Genomic DNA, 19,811 nt, shown 5'->3' on the forward strand with positions numbered 1-19,811 from the left:
GGCCCCGGGGGCGCCTGGCTGTCAGGAGCCCACAGCGCGCTGTCGGCGCCCGTGCCGTCAGCCGCCCCCCGCCACCGCCGCGTCCGCTGCCCCGCCCGACCCCTCCGGGCGGCCCTGGCCCTCGGCCGGGACTTCGTCCTGCTTGCTTTGTGTCGCCGTCCAGGACGCGCAGAACAGGACCAGCTTCGAGGTGAAGTTGATCCACAGGAGAAGGGCGACGGGGACACCGAACGCGCCGTACATGCTCTTCGCGGCGACGCCCTGGAGGTAGCCGCTGAGGAGGAGCTTGAGGAGTTCGAAGCCGACCGCGCCGGTCAGCGCGGCGACGACCAGGCGGTGGCGGGTCGGCTCGACGCCGGGCAGCAGGGTCAGGACGTAGAGCAGGAGCAGGAAGTCGGCGAGGACGGCGACCAGGAACGCGGCGACGCGGAGCAGGACCCCGCCCCAGCCGCCCTCGTCGATGCCGAGCTGCCGGATGATCCAGCCGACCATCGCGGAGGCGACGGCGGAGGCGGCGAGGGTGACGAGGATGGCGCCGCCGAGGCCGACCAGGACGCCCGCGTCCTTGGCCTTGCGCAGGGCCGGATTCTCGTCCTCCTCGGGCAGCTCCCACACCGCGCGCAGACACTCGCGCATGGAGCCGGCCCAGCTGATGCCGGTGAAGAACAGCAGCGCGCCCGCGATGAGGCCGATGGCGCCGGCGTTGTCCACCAGGCCGGAGATGTCGAGCTGGTCGGAGATGCCGGGCACCTGCTCGGCGATCGTGTCCTGCAGCTTGTCCTGCTGGTCCTTGCCGAGCGTGGCGGCGGCGATCGCGGCGGCCACGGTCAGCAGCGGGAACAGCGCGACGAAGCTGGTGAAGGTCATCGCGGCGGCCAGCCGCGTCCACGCCACGCGGTCCAGCCGCTCGTACGACCGCCACGCGTGCGTGATCATCAGCCGTGCCATCCACGGCCCGACCACCGGAAGCTTTTTCAGCCAGTCCATGATCCGCTTCTGCCCTCCGCCCGGAACACCCATGTACGGGTACCCCAGAACCGCAGAATCGTGGCCAGGGCCATGCCGACGACCGCTCCGGAGACCGTGTCGGCGCGCTGGGAGGTGAGCCCGAGGCCGTAGTGGCTGACGGTGAGGCAGAGGAGCTGGACGGCGGCCCCGGCGAGGTTCACCGCGCAGAAGACGGCGTACGGCCGCCAGCCCCGGCCCCGTGCCGCCCGGTAGGGGCCGAGGGCGTTGCCCGCGTAGGCGACCGAGCAGGCGGCCACGAAGGACAGGGACTTGGCGGTGAGCGGGTCGAGTGCGGCGGGGCCGCGCAGGCAGGTGAACAGGGCCAGGTCGACGGCGTAGGCGAGGAGACCCACGGCGGCGAAGCCGGTCAGTTCCCGGCGCGAGGGGAAGACCGACCGGATTCGCCACGCGCGCGTGGTCACCAATTGGCCACCGCCAGGCCGTACATCGCCATCCACACCAGTCCGATGAGGGCGAGCGCCCGGTCGCGCAGGACGACGTCCTCGGGTTCCCCGGCCGTGCCGCGGTCGGCGAAGACGGCGTATCGGAGGATGGCGAGGATGAAGGCGACCATGGACAGCTGCCGCCAGGGCAGCACGCTGGTGTGCGGGACGCCGCCCTCCTCCATGGCCCACAGGCAGTAGCCGAGGACGGCGACCCCGGCGGCGAGCTGCCAGACGAAGCGGAGGTAGCCGGCGGTGTACTCGGTGAGCAACGCGCGCGTGGCACCCGCCTTCCCTGCCATCTGCACGGCCTCGGAGTAGCGCTTGGCCGACACCATGAACAGCGCGCCGAAGCCGGTGGTGATCAGGAACCAGCGCGACAGCGGGATGCCGAGGGCGAGTCCGCCGATCATCGCCCGCATCAGGAAGCCCGTCGTGACGACGGCGAGGTCGACGACGAGGACGTGCTTGAGGCTGACGCAGTAGGCCAGTTGCATGCCGAGGTAGGCGGCCAGCAGGGCGGCGACGGCCGGGGAGCAGAGCCAGGACGCGGCGGCGGGCGCGAGGACGGCCAGGACGCCGCCGACGGCGTAGGCGACGGGTACGGGGACCTGCCCGGCGGCGACCGGGCGGTGCCGCTTGGTGGGGTGGGCACGGTCGGCCTCGGCGTCGCGGGCGTCGTTGACGAGGTAGACGGCGGCGGCGCAGGCGGTGAAGAGGGTGAAGACCAGGGCGAGTTGCACGAGAGCGTGCCGGGAGAAGAGCTCCCCGGCCGCCGCGGGGGCGGCGACCACGAGGATGTTCTTGATCCACTGCCGGGGGCGCGCGGTCCTGAGGAGACCGGCCAGGAGACCGCCCCCGCGGGGTGGCGCGGGCCGTTTCTCGCCCCCGCGCTGCCGCAGTACGGCCGTCTCGGCCATGGCGGGCGCCTCAGTCATGTCGGGCGCCTCCCTGCACCCAGCGGGCGCCGAGCCGGGCCGTGAGCGCGCCCAGGGCGGCGCCGGCCGCGACGTCCGAGGGGTAGTGGACGCCGGCCACCAGCCGCGAGACGCACACGGCGGCGGCCAGCGGCGGGACCCCGCGCACTCCGAGGGCGCCGAAGGCGACGGCGGCTGCCGTGGCGGAGGCGGCGTGCGAACTGGGGAAGGAGTGCCGGCCGGCGGTGCGCACCAGGGGCTCGACATGCGCGGGGCGCGGTCGGCGCACGACCCGTTTCACGCCCATGCTGACGAGATGCGCCCCGGCGGTCAGCGCGGTGCCGCGCAGCCAGGCGCCGCGCCGCCCGCGGTCCACGGCGGCTCCGGCGAGCCCCGCCGCCAGCCACAGCGCCGCGTGCTCCCCCGCCCACGACAGGGCGCGCGCGGCGCCCGCCACGCGCGGGTCGGTGCCGCACGCCCTGAGCGCCGAAACGATCCGGTGGTCCATGCCGTGCAGGTCGTCGAGGTCGTCCATGTGGACTCACTGTTCATGCCCATGCGGCCCGAACTCCGGCAATATTGAGCGACATCCCATTAATCACCCATTTCGGGGAGGGATGCCATGTTCCCTAACTAATCACCCACAAGAGGGCGATACGGTCACGAACATGTCTGCCGACACCGATTCCGACCCGGACGTCCTGGGCCCGGACCACACCACCGTCACCGGCTGGGGCCGCACCGCTCCCACCGCGGGCTGGCTGATCCGCCCGAGGACGTACGAGGAGGCGGCGGCGGCCGTACGGGAGTGCGGGGCCCGGGGCGGGATCCCCCGGGGCCTGGGACGGGCGTACGGGGACGCGGCGCAGAACGCGGGCGGGTCCGTGCTCGACATGACGGGCCTGGACCGCGTCCACGCGATCGACGCCACCGGCGGCACGGTGCTGTGCGACGCGGGCGTCTCCCTGCACCGGCTGATGCAGGTGCTGCTGCCGCTCGGCTGGTTCGTGCCGGTCACCCCCGGCACGCGCTATGTCACCGTCGGCGGGGCGATCGGCGCCGACATCCACGGCAAGAACCACCATGTCTCGGGCTCGTTCGCGCGGCACGTGCTGTCCTTCGAACTGCTCACCGCCGACGGCGAGATCCGCACGGTGATCCCCGGCACGCCCCTGTTCGACGCCACCGCGGGCGGCATGGGACTGACCGGCGTGATCCTCACCGCGACGCTCCGCCTCCAGCCGGTCGAGACCTCGCTGATGTCGGTCGACACCGAACGGGCGGCGGACCTCGACGATCTGATGGCCCGGCTGGCGGCCACCGACCACCGCTACCGCTACTCGGTCGCCTGGATCGATCTGCTGGCCCGGGGCGCCGCCACCGGCCGGGCGGTCCTCACCCGCGGCGACCACGCGCCCCTGGACGCGCTGCCCGCCCGGCTGCGCACGGACCCGCTGGCCTTCCGCACCGCCCGTCTCCCGGCCGCCCCGGCCGTCGTCCCCGAGGGTCTGCTCAGCCGGACCACCGTGGGCCTCTTCAACGAGCTCTGGTACCGCAAGTCCCCCCGGGCGCGGATCGGCCGGCTCCAGCGCATCTCCGCGTTCTTCCACCCCCTGGACGGGGTGCCCCACTGGAACCGGGTCTACGGCCGCGGCGGCTTCGTGCAGTACCAGTTCGTCGTCGGCCACGGCCGGGAGGACGCGCTGCGCCGCATCGTCCGCCGTATCGCGGAGCGCCGCTGCCCGTCCTTCCTGGCCGTCCTCAAGCGCTTCGGGGAGTCCGACCCGGGCTGGCTGTCCTTCCCCCTGCCGGGCTGGACGCTGGCGCTGGACATCCCGGCGGGGCTGCCCGGCCTCGGGGCGTTCCTCGACGAACTCGACGAGGAGGTCGCCGCCGCGGACGGGCGCGTCTACCTCGCCAAGGACGCCCGGCTGCGTCCGGAGCTGCTCGCGGCCATGTACCCGCGCCTGGACGACTTCCGCGCACTGCGCGCCGAACTGGACCCGCACGGGGTGTTCGTGTCCGACCTGGCCCGCCGCCTCCACCTCTAGGCATTTAGGAGCTGTCATGAAGGACGCCTTCGGTCTCCCCCAGTCCCTGCTCGTCCTCGGCGGTACGTCGGAGATCGCGCTGGCGACGGCCCGCCGGCTGGTCGCCCGCCGCACCCGCACGGTCTGGCTCGCGGGCCGCCCCTCGGCCGCCCTGGAGGAGGCCGCCGGACGGCTGCGCGGGCTCGGGGCCGATGTGCACACCATCGCCTTCGACGCGCTCGACCCCGGCTCCCACGAGGCCGTGCTCGGCAAGGTCTTCGCCGAGGGCGACATCGACATGGTGCTGCTCGCCTTCGGGCTGCTCGGCGACCAGGCCCGTGACGAGCGGGAGCCGGAGGCGGCGGTGCGGGTCGCGCAGACCAACTACACCGGCGCGGTCTCCGCGAGCCTGGTGTGCGCCCGCGCCCTCCAGGCCCAGGGTCACGGCTCCCTGGTCGTCATGTCCTCCGTCGCGGGCGAGCGGGCCCGCCGCGCGAACTTCATCTACGGCTCCAGCAAGGCCGGCCTCGACGCCTTCGCACAGGGCCTGGGCGACGCGCTGCACGGCACGGGCGTGCACGTCATGGTCGTACGCCCCGGCTTCGTCCGTACGCGGATGACCGCCGGCCTGCCCGACGCGCCCCTGGCGACCACGCCCGAGGCGGTCGCGACGGCCGTGGAGCTGGGTCTGCGCCGCCGCTCGGAGACGGTGTGGGTACCGGGCGCCCTGCGCGTGGTGATGGCGGCCCTGCGTCATCTGCCGCGCGGGGTGTTCCGGCGGCTGCCGATCTGACGCGGCGGCCGGTCCGGTGTGGGGCCGTCGGTCCGGCGCGGGCGCCGATCTGACGCCGGGTCAGCGGGTGGGGATCGAGCCGCGTTCCGCCGGGCCGGCCTGGGTCGGGACGACCGCGCCGCCGAAGGGGAACTCGCGGAGCTTGCGCCAGACGGCGTCGGCGCCCTGCTCGTAGAGGGCGAAGCCGGTGCAGGGCCACTCGGCCTCGTAGCCGGAGAGTTCCTCGAAGGCGCGGTCCATCGCCGCCTCGTCGATGCCGTGCGCCACCGTGACGTGCGGGTGGTACGGGAACTGCAGTTCGCGCGGGACCGGTCCGGAGGGGTCGCGGACCTGCTGCTGGAGCCCCGTGCAGGCCTCCGCGCCCGAGACGACCTGGACGAAGACGACCGGCGACACGGGCCGGAACGTGCCCGTGCCGGACAGCCGCATGGGGAACGGCCGGCCGGCCGCGGCGACCTCGGTCAGATGCGCCTCGACGGCCGCCAGGGCGTCCTCGTCGATCTCCGTCGGCGGCAGCAGGGTGACGTGCGTGGGGATGCCGTGAGCCGAGGCGTCGCCGAAGCCCGCGCGCAGCTGCTGGAGCTCGCTGCCGTGAGGCTCCGGGACCGCGATCGAAACACCGATCGTTACGGTCCCCACGTCGTCTCCTGTCGTTCAGTTGGCGGGTCGCTGATACGACCACCCGGTTATCGACTGTACGGCCACGGGCGGGTTACGGGCAGGCGCAACCGGAGTGATGTACAGCGCTGTCGGGTGGTACGGCTGTGCGCGGGGGCGGGTTCAGTGCTTGGCGGGCAGGAAACCGACCTTGTCGTACGCCTGGGAAAGCGTTTCCGCGGCGACCGCGCGCGCCTTCTCGGCGCCCTTGGCGAGGATCGAGTCGAGCGTCTCGGGGTCGTCCAGGTACTGCTGGGTGCGCTCCCGGAACGGCGTCACGAAATCGACCATGACCTCCGCGAGGTCCGTCTTGAGCGCGCCGTAGCCCTTGCCCTCGTACTTCTGCTCCAGCTCGGCGATGGTCTCGCCGGTGAGCGTCGAGTAGATGCCGAGGAGGTTGCTGACGCCGGGCTTCTCGGCCGCGTCGAAGCGGATGACGGTGTCGGTGTCCGTGACCGCGCTCTTGACCTTCTTCGCGGTGGCCTTCGGCTCGTCGAGGAGGTTGATGAGGCCCTTCGGCGTGGACGCCGACTTGCTCATCTTGATCGACGGGTCCTGAAGATCGTAGATCTTCGCCGTCTCCTTGAGGATGTACGGCTTCGGCACGGTGAAGGTCGGGCCGAACCGGCCGTTGAAGCGCTCGGCGAGGTCGCGGGTGAGCTCGATGTGCTGGCGCTGGTCCTCGCCGACCGGGACCTCGTGGGCCTGGTAGAGCAGGATGTCCGCGACCTGGAGGATCGGGTACGTGAACAGGCCGACGGAGGCGCGCTCGGCGCCCTGCTTGGCGGACTTGTCCTTGAACTGGGTCATCCGGCCGGCCTCGCCGAAGCCGGTGAGGCAGTTCATGATCCAGGCGAGCTGGGCGTGCTCGGGGACGTGGCTCTGGACGAAGAGCGTGCAGCGGTCCGGGTCGAGACCGGCGGCGAGGAGCTGGGCGGCGGCCAGACGCGTGTTCGCGCGCAGGTCCTTCGGGTCCTGCGGGATGGTGATCGCGTGCAGGTCGACGACCATGTAGAACGCGTCGTGGCTCTCCTGGAGGGCCACCCACTGGCGGACGGCGCCGAGGTAGTTGCCGAGGTGGAACGAGCCGGCGGTGGGCTGGATACCGGAGAGCACGCGGGGACGGTCAGAGGCCATGTTCTTTATTGTCTCAGAGGGGTGTGGGTGGTTTCGGCGGGTGGGGAACCGCGCGCCCGTTGTGGCTGGTCGCGCCCCGCGGCGGAGCCGCAAATCAATGCGGCCCCGCGCCACTGAGGCGCTGCCCCTGAGGGCGTTTGTCAGCCGAGGTCGATCTCGGGGTACAGCGGGAAGCCCGCGACCAGGTCCGTCGCCCTCTGGGAGATCTCGTCGGCGATCTTCGCGTCCAGGACGTGCTGGGCCTTGGAGGGGGCGCCCGACTTGGTCGTGCCCGCTTCCGTGCTGGTGAGGACGCGGTCGATCAGGCCCGCGACCTCGTCCATCTCCGCCGTGCCGAGGCCGCGCGTGGTCAGGGCCGGGGTGCCGATGCGGATGCCGGACGTGTACCAGGCGCCGTTCGGGTCGGAGGGGATCGCGTTGCGGTTGGTGACGATGCCCGAGTCGAGCAGGGCGGCCTCGGCCTGGCGGCCGGTGAGGCCGTAGGAGGAAGCGACGTCGATCAGGTTCAGGTGGTTGTCCGTGCCGCCCGTGACCAGCGTGGCACCGCGGCGCATCAGGCCCTCGGCGAGAGCGCGGGAGTTGTCGACGATGCGCTGGGCGTAGTCGCGGAAGGAGTCCTGGCGGGCCTCCGCGAGGGCGACGGCCTTGGCGGCCATCACGTGCGGGAGCGGGCCGCCGAGGACCATCGGGCAGCCGCGGTCGACCTGGTCCTTGAGCGAGTCGTCGCACAGGACCATGCCGCCGCGCGGGCCGCGCAGCGACTTGTGCGTGGTCGTCGTCACGATCTGCGCGTGCGGGACCGGGTCGAAGTCGCCGGTCAGGACCTTGCCCGCGACCAGGCCGGCGAAGTGCGCCATGTCGACCATGAGGGTCGCGCCGACCTCGTCGGCGATCTCGCGCATGATCCGGAAGTTCACCAGGCGGGGGTAGGCCGAGTAGCCCGCGACGATGATCAGCGGCTTGAACTCGCGGGCGGTGGCGCGCACGGCCTCGTAGTCCAGCAGGCCCGTGGCCGGGTCCGTGCCGTAGGCGCGCTGGTCGAACATCTTGCCGGAGATGTTGGGGCGGAAGCCGTGGGTGAGGTGGCCGCCGGCGTCCAGGGACATGCCCAGCATGCGCTGGTTGCCGAAGGCCTGGCGCAGCTCGGCCCAGTCGGCGTCCGTGAGGTCGTTGATCTGGCGGACGCCGGTCTTCTCCAGGAAGGGCACCTCGACGCGGGCGCCGAGGACGGCCCAGAAGGCGACGAGGTTGGCGTCGATGCCGGAGTGCGGCTGGACGTAGGCGTGGCGGGCGCCGAAGAGCTCCTTGGCGTGCTCGGCGGCCAGCGACTCGACGGTGTCGACGTTGCGGCAGCCGGCGTAGAAGCGGCGGCCGATGGTGCCCTCGGCGTACTTGTCGCTGAACCAGTTGCCCATGGTCAGGAGCGTGGCCGGGGAGGCGTAGTTCTCGGAGGCGATCAGCTTGAGCATCTCGCGCTGGTCGGCGACCTCCTGGCCGATGGCGTCCGCTACGCGGGGTTCGACGGTGCGGATGACGTCGAGGGCGGCGCGGTAGGCGGTGGAAGCGGGGGAGAGTTGCTCGGGCATGGGGGACCTCCGGACGTTGCGTTCAGCGTTCACGGTACGGCCCAGGCGCACGGCTCTTGTCGTTCGGGCCGCTCCCCGATGGTTTGTCCATCCCAGCGCGCCAGTCACGGCCCGCGGGCAGCCTACCGGACGGTGTGTGCGGGTTTCGTTGTGGCTGGTCGCGCAGTTCCCCGCGCCCCTTAGAAGCAGGTCGCTAAAGGATCACGTGGGGCAGGAAGCGGGCGTACTCGTCTGTGATCAAGCCCGAGGACTCTCTGATTCCCAGGCCCGCCGACTCGTTCTCCACCATCCAGGCGCCCAGGACCACCCTGTTGCCGTCGAAGTCCGGGAGGGGGGCGAGCTGCTGGTAGACGCAAGGCTCGTCGCGGACGAAGGGGTCGGAGCCCGGGGGGTGGATCGTGACGCCCGCGCCCTCTCGGCCGAGGAGGGGCTTGGCGACCCAGCCCTGGGCGGGGAGGTCGCGGGGGCCGTCCAGGTGGGCCGGGAGGAGGTTGGGGTGGTCGGGGTAGAGCTCCCAGAGGATGGCGAGCAGGGCCTTGTTGCTGAGGAGCATCTTCCAGGCCGGTTCGATCCACAGGGTGGAGCCCGTGCCGCCGCCGTTGTCGAGGGTGTCCAGGACATGGCCGGCGAAGCGGTCGGTGGTGAGCCACTCCCAGGGGTAGAGCTTGAAGGCGCTGCGGATGAAGCGCAGGCGCTGGTCGACGAAGCGGCCGGAGAGGCGGTCCCAGCCGATCTCCTCCATGGAGATCCAGTCGGTCTCCAGGCCCGCCTGCTCGGCCGTCTCCTTGAGGTAGGCGACCGTCATCATGTCCTCGCCGAGCTCGTCGGCGGAGGAGTACGCGAAGTACAGGGGGCTGCCGGGCGGTAGGAGGCCGGCCTGCTTCTTCCAGGCGTCGATCAGGCGCTCGTGGAGGGAGTTCCACTGGTCGGCGCCGGGGAAGCGCTCCTCCATCCAGAACCACTGGGGTGACGCGGCCTCCACCAGCGAGGTGGGGGTGTCGGCGTTGTACTCCAGGAGCTTGGCCGGGCCGGTTCCGTCGTAGCGGAGGTCGAAACGGCCGTAGAGGGAGGGGAGTTCGGCGCGGCGGTGCCAGGACTCGGCGACCGCCTCGGCGACGCGGGGGTCGGTGATGCCCAGGTCGGCGAAACGGTCCTCGGTGACGATGTGGGCGGCCGCCGCCAGGCACATGCGGTGGAGTTCCTCGACGACCTCTTCCAGGGCCTCGATCTCCGGCAGGGTGAAGACGTAGTACGCGCTCTCGTCCCAGTAGGGGCGCAGGGAGTCGTCGGGGTAGCGGGTCAGGGGGTAGATCAGGCCCTGTTCCTCGACGGTCTGCTGCCAGCCGGGGCGGGGCTCCATCGTGTGGCGTTCCATCGGCGCGGGCCCGGTCAGCCGCCGCCGCTGCCGGAGCCCGAGCAGCCGAAGCCGCCCCGGTCGACGGCCTCGCTGCGGCTGAAGGTGCCGTCGTCGGCCCAGCCGGCGTTGACGTCGGCGTCGTAGTACCAGTCGGCGTCCGTGGTCCTGGCCTTGCCGGTCTTCTTGCCGCCCTTGCCCTTGCCGTAGGAGGAGCCGGACGAGGAGGACGAGGCGCAGTTCTTGTCGGCGACGATCTTGTAACCGTTGATGTAGTCGTAGCTGTCCCGGTCCACACAGCGGCGGTCCGGGTCGGAGCCGCAGGCCGACAGGGCCGCCGCGAGGACACCCATGCCGCCCAGCACCACCGTGCTGGAGCGCAGTCGCCGTCGTGTTTCGGCCATGTTCGTCTCTCCCCCGTGTTCTCCGTGTCGTGTACGGCGTCGGGTACCGCTTCGGTACCGCGCCGTGTACTGCCGAGCGGTCAGCCTAGAGAGGGGTGAGAGCGGGCGCGCATGCCCCCCTGCCCGCGCCCCCTCCCCTACTGTCGTTTTGTGATCTTTGGAATGCTGTGCGCCCTTGGTGCCGCCGTCTGCTTCGGTACGGCGACGGTGTTGCAGGCGATGGCCGCGCGGTCGGTCGCGGCGACCGGCCCGGTCGGGGACGTGGCGCTGCTGTGGCGGGCGCTGCGGCAGTGGCGGTATCTGGTGGGGCTCGCGCTGGACGGGCTCGGCTTCCTGCTCCAGATCATCGCGCTGCGGTCGGTGCCGATCTACGCCGTGGGGGCGGCGCTGGCCGCGAGCCTCGCGGTGACGGCGGTGGTCGCGGCGCGGCTGCTCAAGGTGCGGCTGAGCCGGATGGAATGGGCCGCGGTGGGGGTGGTGTGCGCCGGGCTCGCGCTGCTGGGTCTTGCGTCCGGGGCGGAGGGCGACGAGTCCGGGCCGGGCTGGCTGAAGTGGGCGATGCTCGGGGCGGCGGCCGGGGTGCTGCTGCTCGGGGCGGTGGGCGGACGGCTGCCGGAGCGGGGGCGGGCGCTCGCGCTCGGTCTGGGGGCCGGCTGCGGGTTCGGGGTGGTGGAGGTGGCGGTCCGGCTCATCGACGGGCTGTCGCCCGGGGAACTCTTCACGAACCCGGCGGCGTACGCGCTGGTGCTCGGGGGCGGGGCCGCGTTCCTGCTGCTGACCTCGGCCCTGCAGCGCGGCTCTGTGACCACGGCGACCGCGGGGCTGGTCCTCGGGGAGACGGTCGCGCCCGCGCTGATCGGCGTGATCTGGCTCGGGGACCGTACGCGGGAGGGGCTGGGCTGGCTGGCGGTGCTCGGTTTCGCGGTGGCGGTGGCCGGGGCGCTGGCGCTGTCGCGGTTCGGGGAGGCGCCGGTGGAGGCCGAGGGCGGGGCGGCCGGGGAGGCCGGGGAGGACGCGGTCGCGCCGAAGTGAGCTGGGCTTTCGCGCAGGGTGCGCACCTGCCGTAAGGCCTCACGATCCGGACGTCTTCCGGGGGGCTTCGGGGGTTCTTCCTGGCGGCTTCCGGGCAACTTCCGGGCGGCCGGAAAATTGTTTGTTGAAACTTGAACGCGCGGGAACCGCTTTCCGTATGGGACGGCGTGACCAGTAATCCCGTCACGGTCACCGTGGCCTATCGCGTGACGCCGGGCCGTGCGGCCGACTTCCACTCCTGGGGGTGGGCCATGCTGGGCGCGACCGCGCGACAGCCGGGTTTTCTGGGGGGTGGGGTACTTGTCGACGGAGGCGCGGAGTGGCATGTCGTCTATCGCTTCGCCAGCGAGGGGTCGGCCCTGGCCTGGGAGCAATCGCTTTCCCGGACACAGTGGGACGCCCGGCTGGAGGGGGTCGCCCGGGAGGCGGAGCGCCGGAGGGTGCCGGGCGCCCGGGCCTGGTTCGAAGCGCAGACTCTGACACCCGCGCCACCGGCACCGCCGAAGAAATGGAAACTGTGGTTCGTGAATATGAGCGCGGTTTTCCCTCCGGTGCTCCTGTTCAATCTGACGGTTCTTCCCTATCTCGGTGACCTCAACGCACTGATTCGCACGCTGTTGTTATGTCTGTGTGTGACCGCCCTTGTCACCTGGATTCTCATGCCGCGCCTCCAGCGTTTCTTCAGGAAATGGCTGTACCCGTCGCTTCAGGCGCTTCGTGGGCGGCACAAACGCCGGACCACGTAGGTCCGCGAACGAACAGAGGGAGGTGGGCGGGTGAAGACCCTGCTCATCGACAATTACGACTCGTACACGTACAACCTGTTCCAGCTCATCGCCGAGGTCAATGGCGAGGAGCCGGTGGTCGTCCGTAACGACGCGCCCGTCGACGGGATTCCGGATCTCCGGGAGTTCGACAATCTGGTGGTGTCCCCGGGCCCCGGGCACCCGGGCGACACGCGTGACTTCGGCATCGGGACCAGGCTGCTCGCGTCCTCCCCGGTTCCCGTGCTCGGTGTGTGTCTCGGCCATCAGGGCATCGCGCTCGGGGAGCGGGGTCTGGTGGAGCCGGCTCCGCAGCCGCGCCACGGGCATCTCTCCACGATCCGGCACGACGAACAGGATCTGTTCCAGGGCCTGCCGCAGCATTTCACCGCCGTCCGCTATCACTCACTGGCCGTGCGCGAGCCCTTGCCTCCGGCGCTGGAGGCCACGGCCTGGTCCGAGGACGGCGTCCTGATGGGGCTGCGGCACCGCGACCGGCCGCTGTGGGGCGTGCAGTTCCACCCGGAGTCCGTCCTCACGGAGTACGGCCACCGCATGCTCGTGAACTTCCGCAACCTGACCGCAGCGCGGGCGGGGAAGCTGCGTACGAAGAACACGGCGGTGCCGTCCCCCGAGGCACCGACCCGACGCCGGGCGTCGGTGCCGGAGTGCGACGCGGGGGTCCGGCGGCCGGCAGGGGCTCGCGGTGCTCGGGCGGCGGCTGCTTCCGAGGCTCGGCTGAGTGGTCGGGCGGCGGGGGTTTCCGGCGCCGAGGCCGGTGGTCGGTCCGGGCCGGTGGCGGGCCCGCTGCGGGCCGGGGGTCCTCGGGCTGCGGCCGTCTTTCCCGTCTCGGCGATGTCCCGGGCGGCGGTGAACCCCGCCGGAGAGGCTGTGGCCGGCCGTTCCGGCGCGGGCGACGACGCCCCCCTGTCCCCCACACCTCCCACCGTCGCCATTCCCCGCCCCCGGCGCCCCGGGCGCGTCGGCTACCGGCTGCACACCCGTCGGGTCACCGGTGCCGTCGACACCGAGGCGGTCTTCACCCGGATGTTCGCCGGGTCCGCGCGGGCGTTCTGGCTGGACAGCTCCCTGGTCGAGCCCGGGCGGTCGCGGTTCTCGTTCCTCGGGGACGACAGCGGGCCGCTCTCCGAGTTCGTGCGGTACGACGTCACCGCCGGGCGCTGTGAGATCGAGCGGGCCGGACGGCCGGTGCGGAAGGTCTCGGCGAGTGTCTTCGACTATCTGAAGCGGCAGTTGACGAACCGGTGGGTGGACGCGACCGGGTTGCCGTTCGACTTCACCGGGGGCTACGTCGGCTACCTCGGCTACGAGGTGAAGGCCGACTGCGGCTCGCCCAACCGGCACCGCTCCCCCGCCCCGGACGCCGCCTGGCTGTTCGCCGACCGGGTGATCGCGGTGGACCACGAGGAAGGCTTCACCTACGCCGTATGCCTGGCGGAGGACACCCCGCAGGCGGCGCGCGAGGCCGCCGACTGGCTGGAGGGCGCGCTGGCGGAGCTGAGCTGTGTGGCGACGGAGCGGGCACCACTGCCCGTGCCGTCGGCCCCGGCCGACCCCGGCGCCGCCGAGCCGTGGCTCGTACGGGACCGGGCGACGTATCTCGCGGACATCGAGGCGTGCCAGCGGGAGTTGCGGGCCGGCACCAGCTATGAGGTGTGCCTGACGAACGCCGCCCGTTTACCCGCTCCGCCCGACGCGCTCGAGTTCTACCGGACGCTGCGCCGCGACAACCCGGCCCCGTACGCGGCGTTCCTGAGATTCGGCGGGCTGGAGGTGGCCGGTTCCTCGCCCGAGCGGTTTCTGAAAATCGGCCGGGACGGTACCGCCGAGGCCCGGCCCATCAAGGGGACCGCGCCCCGAGGCGACGGACCGGAGGAGGACGCCCGGCTGCGGGACGCGCTCGCGTCGGACGACAAGACCCGGGCCGAGAACCTGATGATCGTCGATCTGCTCCGCAACGACCTGGGGCAGGTCTGCAGGACGGGGTCGGTACGGGTGTCGAAGCTGATGGCCACGGAGACCTACGCCACGGTGCATCAGCTCGTCTCGACCGTGGTGGGACGGCTGCGGCCGGGCACGGACGCGGTGGACTGCGTCCGGGCCTGCTTCCCCGGCGGGTCGATGACCGGCGCGCCGAAGCTGCGCACGCTGGAGATCATCGACTCGCTGGAGACCGAGGCCCGGGGCGTGTACTCCGGCGCCCTCGGCTACTTCGGGTGCGGCGGCGGCGCGGATCTCAACATCGTCATCCGTACCGCCGTGTTCGCCGACGGCCAGCTGCATCTGGGCGCGGGTGGCGCGATCGTCCTCGGCTCCGATCCGGAGGCGGAGTACGACGAGATGCTGCTGAAGACCGCCGCCCCGATGCGCGCCCTGCACCAGCACACGGCCGACCGGATACGGCGTCAGACCCCGCCGGGAGACAGAGCCGGGGCGGGCGGGGAGGCCCGGCGATGACCAGTTCTCAGGTCGAGATGACCAGTGTGACCACGCTTCAGGAAGGCCTCGGTCCGGCCGAGGCCGAGGCCCCCGGGAACATGGCCGCCCAGCTCGCGGAGCTCGCCGAGCGGCGTGGGTGGAACGGGCGGACCGCGTTTCACCAGGGGCACCGGGCCTGGACCCATGGGGAGGTGCACGACCTCGCGGCCCGGGCGGCCACCGTGCTCGCCGATCACGGGGTGCGCCCCGGGGACCGGGTACTGCTGGCGCTGCCCGACTCGCTCGCGTGGGTGACGGCGTTCCTCGCCACTGCCCGTCTCGGCGCCGTCGCGGTCCTGGTCAACCCCGAACTCCCGGCGGCCGACCATGTGTTCCTGACCGAGGACACCGGGGCCCTGCTGTGCGTGACGGGGCCGGGCCTGGAGGAGCGGTTCGCCCGCCGGGCCTGCCTCGGAGCGGATCAGCTGATGGCACTCGCCCCGGCCGCCGAGCCCGCGCCCACGCACCAGGTCGACGCGCACGCCCCGCTCTACATCCAGTACACCTCCGGTACGACGGGCCGCCCCAAGGGCGTCGTGCACACGCACGGCGATCCCCGGACGTACCACGACCTGGTCGGCCGGCGGGTGCTGCGGATCACGGCGGACGACGTCACGCTGTCGGTGTCGAAGCTGTACTTCGCCTACGGCTTCGGCAACGCTTTCGTCTTCCCGCTGTTCTCGGGTTCGTCCGCGGTGCTGGTGGACCGGCGTCCGACCCCGGCCGGCATCGACGAGCTGGTCGCCCGGCACCGGGTGACGCTGCTCTACTCGGTGCCGTCCGCGTACGCCGCGCTGGTCGCCGAGCGGGGCCACGGGCACGAGGGCTGCTTCGCCTCGGTCAGGGCCGCGGTGTCGGCCGGTGAGGGGCTGCCGGACGGGCTCGCACGGCAGCTCACCGCGCTGCTCGGGGCGCCGGTGCTGGAGCAGATCGGCTCCACCGAGGCCGGTCACGCGTTCTGCGCCAACGGCTTCGCCCACGACCACCCCGGGACCGTCGGCCGTCCCGTGCCCGGCTTCGAGGTGGAGCTGCGCGGCCGTGACGGGCGCCCGGTGCCGGACGGCGAGGAGGGCGAGATGTGGGTGCGCGGGCCGACGGTCACCCCGGGCTATCTGAACCGGCCCGAGGAGACCGCCCGGACCCTGGTCGGCGGCTGGCTGGCCACCCACGACCGGGCGTGCCGCGAACCGGACGGCTCCTACCGGCATCTGGGCCGCGCCGACGACATGGAGATGGTCGGCGGCATCACCGTCTCCCCGCTGGAGGTGGAGGCCGTGCTGCGCGGCCATCCGGCGGTACGGGAGGTGGCGGTCGCGGCCGTGCCCGACGGGCGGGGCGCGAGCCGGCTACGGGCCTTCGTGGTGCCGGCCGCGGCCGTGCGGGACGGTCTGCCGGACGAGCTGATCGGCCTGGCGCGGGAGAGCCTCGCCGCCTTCAAGGTCCCCCGCAGCGTCAGCTTCGTCCCGTCGCTGCCGCGCACCCCGACCGGGAAACTCCGCCGCCATCTGGTGCGCCGGGGTGCCTGGTGAACACCACGGAGAGGAACGGCCTCATGCGACAGTCCCCGGCTCAGCCCCGGCCTCTGCTCGCCGATCGCGGCTTCTATCTGGGACCGGTCTTCCGGCGTGCCGCCGACCGCCACGGGGCCGTCTTCGTCACCCTGGACCGGTCGCTGGACGTCAACCCCTCCCTCGGGGTCGACCTGAGCTACACCGTGCTCGCCGACGTGGTCGAGGAACTGTCCGGGCGGCTGTGGGAGGCCGGGGTGCGGCCCTCGGAGCAGGTCGTCGTGCACAAGGCCGACAACGTCGACATCATGCTGCTGACCTGCGCCGCCGCCAGGATCGGCGCCGTGCCCGTGCTGCTGTCGCCCACGCTGGCCCCGCAGATCGCCGGGCAGCTCCTCGCGCGGCTGCGCCGCCCCTGGCTGATCACCGACAGCGCCACCCTGGACGGGCTGAAGGACCTCGCCCTGGACGGGCTCGTGCGGCGGACGCTCTCCGTGGACGACGCGTCCGGGGCGGAGCCCCTGGCGACGTACGCCGGCGCCGAGCCGCCCCCGCCGGTCCGGCTCCACCCCCGCGAACCCGCCCTGATCACCCACAGCTCGGGCACCACCGGGGTGCCGAAGCTGGCCGTGCACTGCGCGCAGACCATGTGGAACCGGCTCGTGCCGCAGCAGGCGATGGGCTGGCCCACCCGGGGCGAGCCGGCGGCGCTGCACATGTCGTTCGTGCACTCGCGCTTCTACCATCTGCTCGGCGTCCTGCTGCACTTCGGCAGCCCGCTCGTGCTGATCACCGACCCGGACCCGGCCGCGGTGGGCCCGCTGCTGGTCCGGCACCGGCCCGGGATCGTGGAGACGCATCCCAACACTTTCGTACTGTGGGAGGAGCTGGCCGACGCGCCCGGGGCCCCGCTGTCCCGGGTGAGGTCGTACGGCTCCACGTTCGACGCGATCCATCCGCGCACCGTACGGCGGCTGCTGGGGGCGTCCCGGCGGCGTACGCCCTGGCTGATCCAGTTGTACGGGCAGAGCGAGACGGGCCCGGTGGCGTTCCAGGTGGTGACCCGGCGCGGTGCCGCCCGGGTGGACGGGCGCCGGGTCGGGATCGGGATACCCGGCTTCACCCGGGTCCGGGTCACCGACGCCGAGGGCAGACCGGTCGCGCCCGGCACGCCCGGCCGGATCGAGGCCCGCACCCGGGGCCGCATCCTCACCTACCTGGGCATGCCGGAGCGCTACGACCGTCAGCTCACCGACGGCTGGTGGGAGATGGGCGACATGGGCTACCGCAGCCGCCTGGGCTCGCTGTACCTGATCGACCGTGAGGTGGACCGGATCGACGCCGTGCACAGCAATCTGGAGGTCGAGGACGCGCTGATGTCCCGCCTGGAGGAGCTGCGCGAGGTCGTCATCGTGCCGGGCGCGGACCGCGAGCCGGTGCCGGTGGTGTGCGTGCGCGGCGAGCGGCCCCTGGACCCGGAGCGCTGGCGGCAGGCGACGGCGGGGCTGCCGGCGATGGCCGAGCCGCGGCAGTGGCGGTTCGAGGATCTGCCGATGACCGCGACGTGGAAGGTCAAGCGCGTGGAGATCGCCCGGATGCTGGCCGGGAGCAGGGCCGAAGGCGCCCGCGCATGAGCCTGGTCGTGGTCGTGGGCGCCGGACCCGTGGGCCTGTCGGCGGCTCTGGCGCTGCGCGGGCACGGAATCCCGGTCGTGGTGCTGGAGGCCGACCCGGAGGACCGGGAACGGCCGGGCAGCAGGGCCCTGTTCGTGCACCGGGAGACCCTCGGCCTGCTGGACGCGATGCTGCCCGGCCTCGCCGCCGAGATCACCTCGTACGGGCGGACCTGGCACACCCGGCGCACCCTCTACCGGGGGCGTGAGGTCTACGCCCGCACCTTCCCGCCGCCGTCCGGACCGCCGCCCTTCACCAGCCTGCGCCAGACGGACACCGAACGGTTCCTGCGCGCGGCCTGCGAAGGCGCCGGAGTCGAGTTCGTGTGGGGCGCGCGGGTGGCGGGCCTGAGCACCTCGGAGACGGAGGTCCGGCTGACGGGCGAGGACGGGCGGGTGTGGACGGGCGCGTACGCCGTGGCCGCCGACGGCGCCCGCTCGGCGGTCCGGCGCGAGCTGGGCATCCCCATGGAGGGCACGCACGGCGAGGGCTTCCATGTCGTGGTGGACGTCGCCGACGTGCCGGGCGCGGAGCTGCCGCTGGAGCGGGTCTTCCACTACGAGCATCCCGGGGTCGGCGGGCGCAGTGTGATGCGGGTGCCGTTCACCGGCGGCTTCCAGGTCGACCTGCAGTGCCGGGACGACGACGCGCAGGAGGAGTACGGCACCGAGGAGGCCGTACGGCGCTGGCTGCCCGGGGTCGTCGGGGACGGCTACGGCGAGCGGATCATGTGGGTGTCGACGTACCGCTTCCTGCGCAAGGTGGCGGCCTCGTTCACCGACCCGCACGGGCGGGTGCTGCTGGCCGGGGAGGCGGCGCATCTCTTCCCGCCGTTCGGGGCACGCGGCATGAACAGCGGGATCGCGGACGCGGCGGCCGCCGCCGAGGCGATCGCCGCGGGGACCGGCGAGGCGGTCGCGCGCTTCGCCGAGGTGCGGCGGGCGGCGGGCCTGTTCAACAGCGCCGCCGCCGGTACGGCCCTGGACCATCTGCGGCCGCACCGCCGTACCGTCCGGGTCAGACAGCGTGCGGCGGCGGCCCTGGCGCCGGTGCTGCCGTGGTGCGGATCGTGGCTGGAGCACGCGCCGTACGGGCCCCGGAACGGGGCGCCGGCCGTCGCGGGCCGCAAGTACTGAGGAGGAGCGGGTGGTGACTCGACCGGCGGTGGCGGAAGGCGTGTGGACGTGGACGCCCGGCCGTGGCCTGGCGCCCGCCCCGGACCAGGAGGCCGGGGGGCGGCTGCTCGTCGCGGACTCGTGGCTGCTGCGCAAGGGCCGGGTGCGAGCCTATGCCCGGCACCGGGAGCGGTTCTCGCGGTCCTGCGTCGAGTGCGGCGGGCCGGAGCCGCGCCGGCTCGTCGCGTTCTGGCAGGACGTGACCGCCGCGCTGCCGCGCACGGGCGAGTGGTTCCCGCGGGTGGAACTCGCGGCGGGCTCCCTGGAGTTGCGGCTGCTGGTGCGGCCCGCCCCGCCGCTCGGCTCCGAGATCCGGCTGTGGGCGGCGGGCCAGCCCGACCCGCGGACCGTGCCCCGCCGCAAGGGCCCGGACCTGGAGACCCTGGCCCGGGTGCGCAGCCGGGCCGTGGGCGAGGGCGCGGAGGAGGCGGTGCTGATCGCGCCCTCGGGCACGGTGCTGGAGTCGGCCACCGCGAGCGTGCTGTGGTGGGAGGACGACACCCTGTGCCTGCCCCCGCCCGGGCTGCCCGTGCTGCCGGGTGTGACGGCCGGGCTGATCCAGGAGCGGGCGCTGCGGTCCGGGATCCGGGTCGCGCACCGCGAGCGGACCGTGGCCGAGCTGGACGGCCGTGAGGTGTGGCTGGTGAACGCGCTGCACGGGATCCGGCCCGTGACGGGCTGGACGGGACGCCCGATGCGGGTGCCTCCGGTGGAGCGGGCCGGGGAATGGCGGACCTGGCTGGACGGCCTTATGGAGCCGCTGCCGAGCTGAATCAACAGGCCATGAAGACGCCGGGCCGAAGAATTCGACCCGGCGTTATTTTCGCTGCT

At 72.8% G+C, this 19,811-nt stretch carries 18 protein-coding genes and 1 riboswitch; of the genes, 9 read left to right on the forward strand and 9 right to left on the reverse strand.

Translation table 11 applies throughout. The annotated features are described in order from the left end of the window. Positions 1–57 precede the first annotated feature (57 nt). Genes KJK29_RS13280 through KJK29_RS13295 form a run of 4 tightly spaced genes read right to left on the reverse strand, consistent with a single transcriptional unit; the run spans position 58 to position 2,903 of the window. Entirely contained in the window at positions 58–987 is a 930-nt protein-coding gene (locus tag KJK29_RS13280) for a YihY/virulence factor BrkB family protein (RefSeq protein WP_215119193.1), read from the reverse strand. Then, positions 975–1,430: a GtrA family protein gene (locus KJK29_RS13285; protein WP_251057777.1), complete on the reverse strand. Its 456-nt coding sequence runs from the start codon at positions 1,428–1,430 to the stop codon at positions 975–977. Before KJK29_RS13285 ends, KJK29_RS13280 begins: the two co-directional genes overlap by 13 nt. Continuing rightward, positions 1,427–2,371 carry a decaprenyl-phosphate phosphoribosyltransferase gene (locus KJK29_RS13290; RefSeq protein ID WP_215124257.1) on the reverse strand — a complete coding sequence of 315 codons (945 nt, stop codon included), beginning with the start codon at positions 2,369–2,371 and terminating at the stop codon, positions 1,427–1,429. Before KJK29_RS13290 ends, KJK29_RS13285 begins: the two co-directional genes overlap by 4 nt. A 10-nt stretch (positions 2,372–2,381) precedes the next feature. After that, positions 2,382–2,903, reverse strand: a complete 522-nt coding sequence (locus KJK29_RS13295) for a phosphatase PAP2 family protein (protein WP_215119195.1) — start codon at positions 2,901–2,903, stop codon at positions 2,382–2,384. Between the two features lie 133 nt (positions 2,904–3,036). Between KJK29_RS13295 and KJK29_RS13300 the strand changes: the two genes are divergently transcribed. Beyond that, on the forward strand, positions 3,037–4,419 hold the full coding sequence (locus tag KJK29_RS13300) for an FAD-binding oxidoreductase (protein WP_215119197.1): 1,383 nt from the start codon (positions 3,037–3,039) through the stop codon (positions 4,417–4,419). A 16-nt stretch (positions 4,420–4,435) separates the two neighbouring features. Beyond that, a complete protein-coding gene (locus tag KJK29_RS13305) occupies positions 4,436–5,191 on the forward strand; it encodes a decaprenylphospho-beta-D-erythro-pentofuranosid-2-ulose 2-reductase (RefSeq protein ID WP_215119199.1) in 756 nt (251 codons plus the stop codon). Between the two features lie 60 nt (positions 5,192–5,251). On the opposite strand, the gene KJK29_RS13310 is transcribed toward KJK29_RS13305, so the two are convergent. From KJK29_RS13310 to KJK29_RS13330, 5 genes are all read right to left on the reverse strand, one after another. Continuing rightward, entirely contained in the window at positions 5,252–5,830 is a 579-nt protein-coding gene (locus KJK29_RS13310) for a 2'-5' RNA ligase family protein (RefSeq protein ID WP_215119200.1), read from the reverse strand. A 141-nt stretch (positions 5,831–5,971) separates the two neighbouring features. Then, positions 5,972–6,985 carry a tryptophan--tRNA ligase gene (gene trpS, locus KJK29_RS13315; RefSeq protein ID WP_215119202.1) on the reverse strand — a complete coding sequence of 338 codons (1,014 nt, stop codon included), beginning with the start codon at positions 6,983–6,985 and terminating at the stop codon, positions 5,972–5,974. 140 nt (positions 6,986–7,125) lie between these two features. Then, a complete protein-coding gene (locus KJK29_RS13320) occupies positions 7,126–8,622 on the reverse strand; it encodes a glycine hydroxymethyltransferase (protein ID WP_215119203.1) in 1,497 nt (498 codons plus the stop codon). Continuing rightward, positions 8,604–8,689: riboswitch (ZMP/ZTP riboswitch) on the reverse strand. (Overlaps the previous gene by 19 nt.) A 75-nt stretch (positions 8,690–8,764) precedes the next feature. After that, complete coding sequence (locus KJK29_RS13325) at positions 8,765–9,946, reverse strand: glutathionylspermidine synthase family protein (RefSeq protein ID WP_215119205.1); 1,182 nt, start codon at positions 9,944–9,946, stop codon at positions 8,765–8,767. 14 nt (positions 9,947–9,960) lie between these two features. Next, on the reverse strand, positions 9,961–10,329 hold the full coding sequence (locus KJK29_RS13330; RefSeq protein WP_215119207.1) for a hypothetical protein: 369 nt from the start codon (positions 10,327–10,329) through the stop codon (positions 9,961–9,963). A gap of 162 nt (positions 10,330–10,491) precedes the next feature. On the opposite strand from KJK29_RS13330, the gene KJK29_RS13335 reads away from it, so the two are divergent. The 7 genes from KJK29_RS13335 (at position 10,492) to KJK29_RS13365 (ending at position 19,752) form a co-directional block, all read left to right on the forward strand. After that, the gene (locus KJK29_RS13335; protein ID WP_215124258.1) at positions 10,492–11,361 is read left to right on the forward strand and encodes a DMT family transporter; all 870 of its coding nucleotides are present in this window, start codon (positions 10,492–10,494) and stop codon (positions 11,359–11,361) included. A 167-nt stretch (positions 11,362–11,528) separates the two neighbouring features. Beyond that, positions 11,529–12,107, forward strand: a complete 579-nt coding sequence (locus KJK29_RS13340; protein WP_215119208.1) for an antibiotic biosynthesis monooxygenase — start codon at positions 11,529–11,531, stop codon at positions 12,105–12,107. 30 nt (positions 12,108–12,137) lie between these two features. Then, the gene (pabB, locus tag KJK29_RS13345; protein ID WP_215119210.1) at positions 12,138–14,603 is read left to right on the forward strand and encodes an aminodeoxychorismate synthase component I; all 2,466 of its coding nucleotides are present in this window, start codon (positions 12,138–12,140) and stop codon (positions 14,601–14,603) included. A 17-nt stretch (positions 14,604–14,620) separates the two neighbouring features. Continuing rightward, complete coding sequence (locus KJK29_RS13350; RefSeq protein ID WP_215124259.1) at positions 14,621–16,153, forward strand: AMP-binding protein; 1,533 nt, start codon at positions 14,621–14,623, stop codon at positions 16,151–16,153. A 23-nt stretch (positions 16,154–16,176) separates the two neighbouring features. Beyond that, positions 16,177–17,766, forward strand: a complete 1,590-nt coding sequence (locus KJK29_RS13355; protein WP_215119212.1) for a class I adenylate-forming enzyme family protein — start codon at positions 16,177–16,179, stop codon at positions 17,764–17,766. Further along, positions 17,763–18,941 (forward strand): FAD-dependent monooxygenase, encoded by a 1,179-nt coding sequence (locus KJK29_RS13360; protein WP_215119215.1) that lies wholly within the window; start codon positions 17,763–17,765, stop codon positions 18,939–18,941. The genes KJK29_RS13355 and KJK29_RS13360 overlap by 4 nt, the downstream gene beginning before the upstream one ends. 13 nt (positions 18,942–18,954) lie before the next feature. Continuing rightward, positions 18,955–19,752: an aminotransferase class IV gene (locus KJK29_RS13365; RefSeq protein ID WP_215124260.1), complete on the forward strand. Its 798-nt coding sequence runs from the start codon at positions 18,955–18,957 to the stop codon at positions 19,750–19,752. Positions 19,753–19,811: the final 59 nt, after the last annotated feature.

The organism is Streptomyces koelreuteriae (genome assembly GCF_018604545.1).
Classification (GTDB): domain Bacteria; phylum Actinomycetota; class Actinomycetes; order Streptomycetales; family Streptomycetaceae; genus Streptomyces; species Streptomyces koelreuteriae.

Coding starts and splice junctions, on each gene's coding strand:
- KJK29_RS13355 (WP_215119212.1), top strand. CDS start 16,177: ATGCGACAGTCCCCGGCTCAGCCCCGGCCTCTGCTCGCCGATCGCGGC.
- KJK29_RS13350 (WP_215124259.1), top strand. CDS start 14,621: ATGACCAGTGTGACCACGCTTCAGGAAGGCCTCGGTCCGGCCGAGGCC.
- trpS (WP_215119202.1), bottom strand. CDS start 6,985: ATGGCCTCTGACCGTCCCCGCGTGCTCTCCGGTATCCAGCCCACCGCC.
- KJK29_RS13360 (WP_215119215.1), top strand. CDS start 17,763: ATGAGCCTGGTCGTGGTCGTGGGCGCCGGACCCGTGGGCCTGTCGGCG.
- KJK29_RS13335 (WP_215124258.1), top strand. CDS start 10,492: ATGCTGTGCGCCCTTGGTGCCGCCGTCTGCTTCGGTACGGCGACGGTG.
- KJK29_RS13290 (WP_215124257.1), bottom strand. CDS start 2,371: ATGGCCGAGACGGCCGTACTGCGGCAGCGCGGGGGCGAGAAACGGCCC.
- KJK29_RS13280 (WP_215119193.1), bottom strand. CDS start 987: ATGGACTGGCTGAAAAAGCTTCCGGTGGTCGGGCCGTGGATGGCACGG.
- KJK29_RS13305 (WP_215119199.1), top strand. CDS start 4,436: ATGAAGGACGCCTTCGGTCTCCCCCAGTCCCTGCTCGTCCTCGGCGGT.
- KJK29_RS13330 (WP_215119207.1), bottom strand. CDS start 10,329: ATGGCCGAAACACGACGGCGACTGCGCTCCAGCACGGTGGTGCTGGGC.
- KJK29_RS13325 (WP_215119205.1), bottom strand. CDS start 9,946: ATGGAACGCCACACGATGGAGCCCCGCCCCGGCTGGCAGCAGACCGTC.
- KJK29_RS13300 (WP_215119197.1), top strand. CDS start 3,037: ATGTCTGCCGACACCGATTCCGACCCGGACGTCCTGGGCCCGGACCAC.
- KJK29_RS13295 (WP_215119195.1), bottom strand. CDS start 2,903: ATGGACGACCTCGACGACCTGCACGGCATGGACCACCGGATCGTTTCG.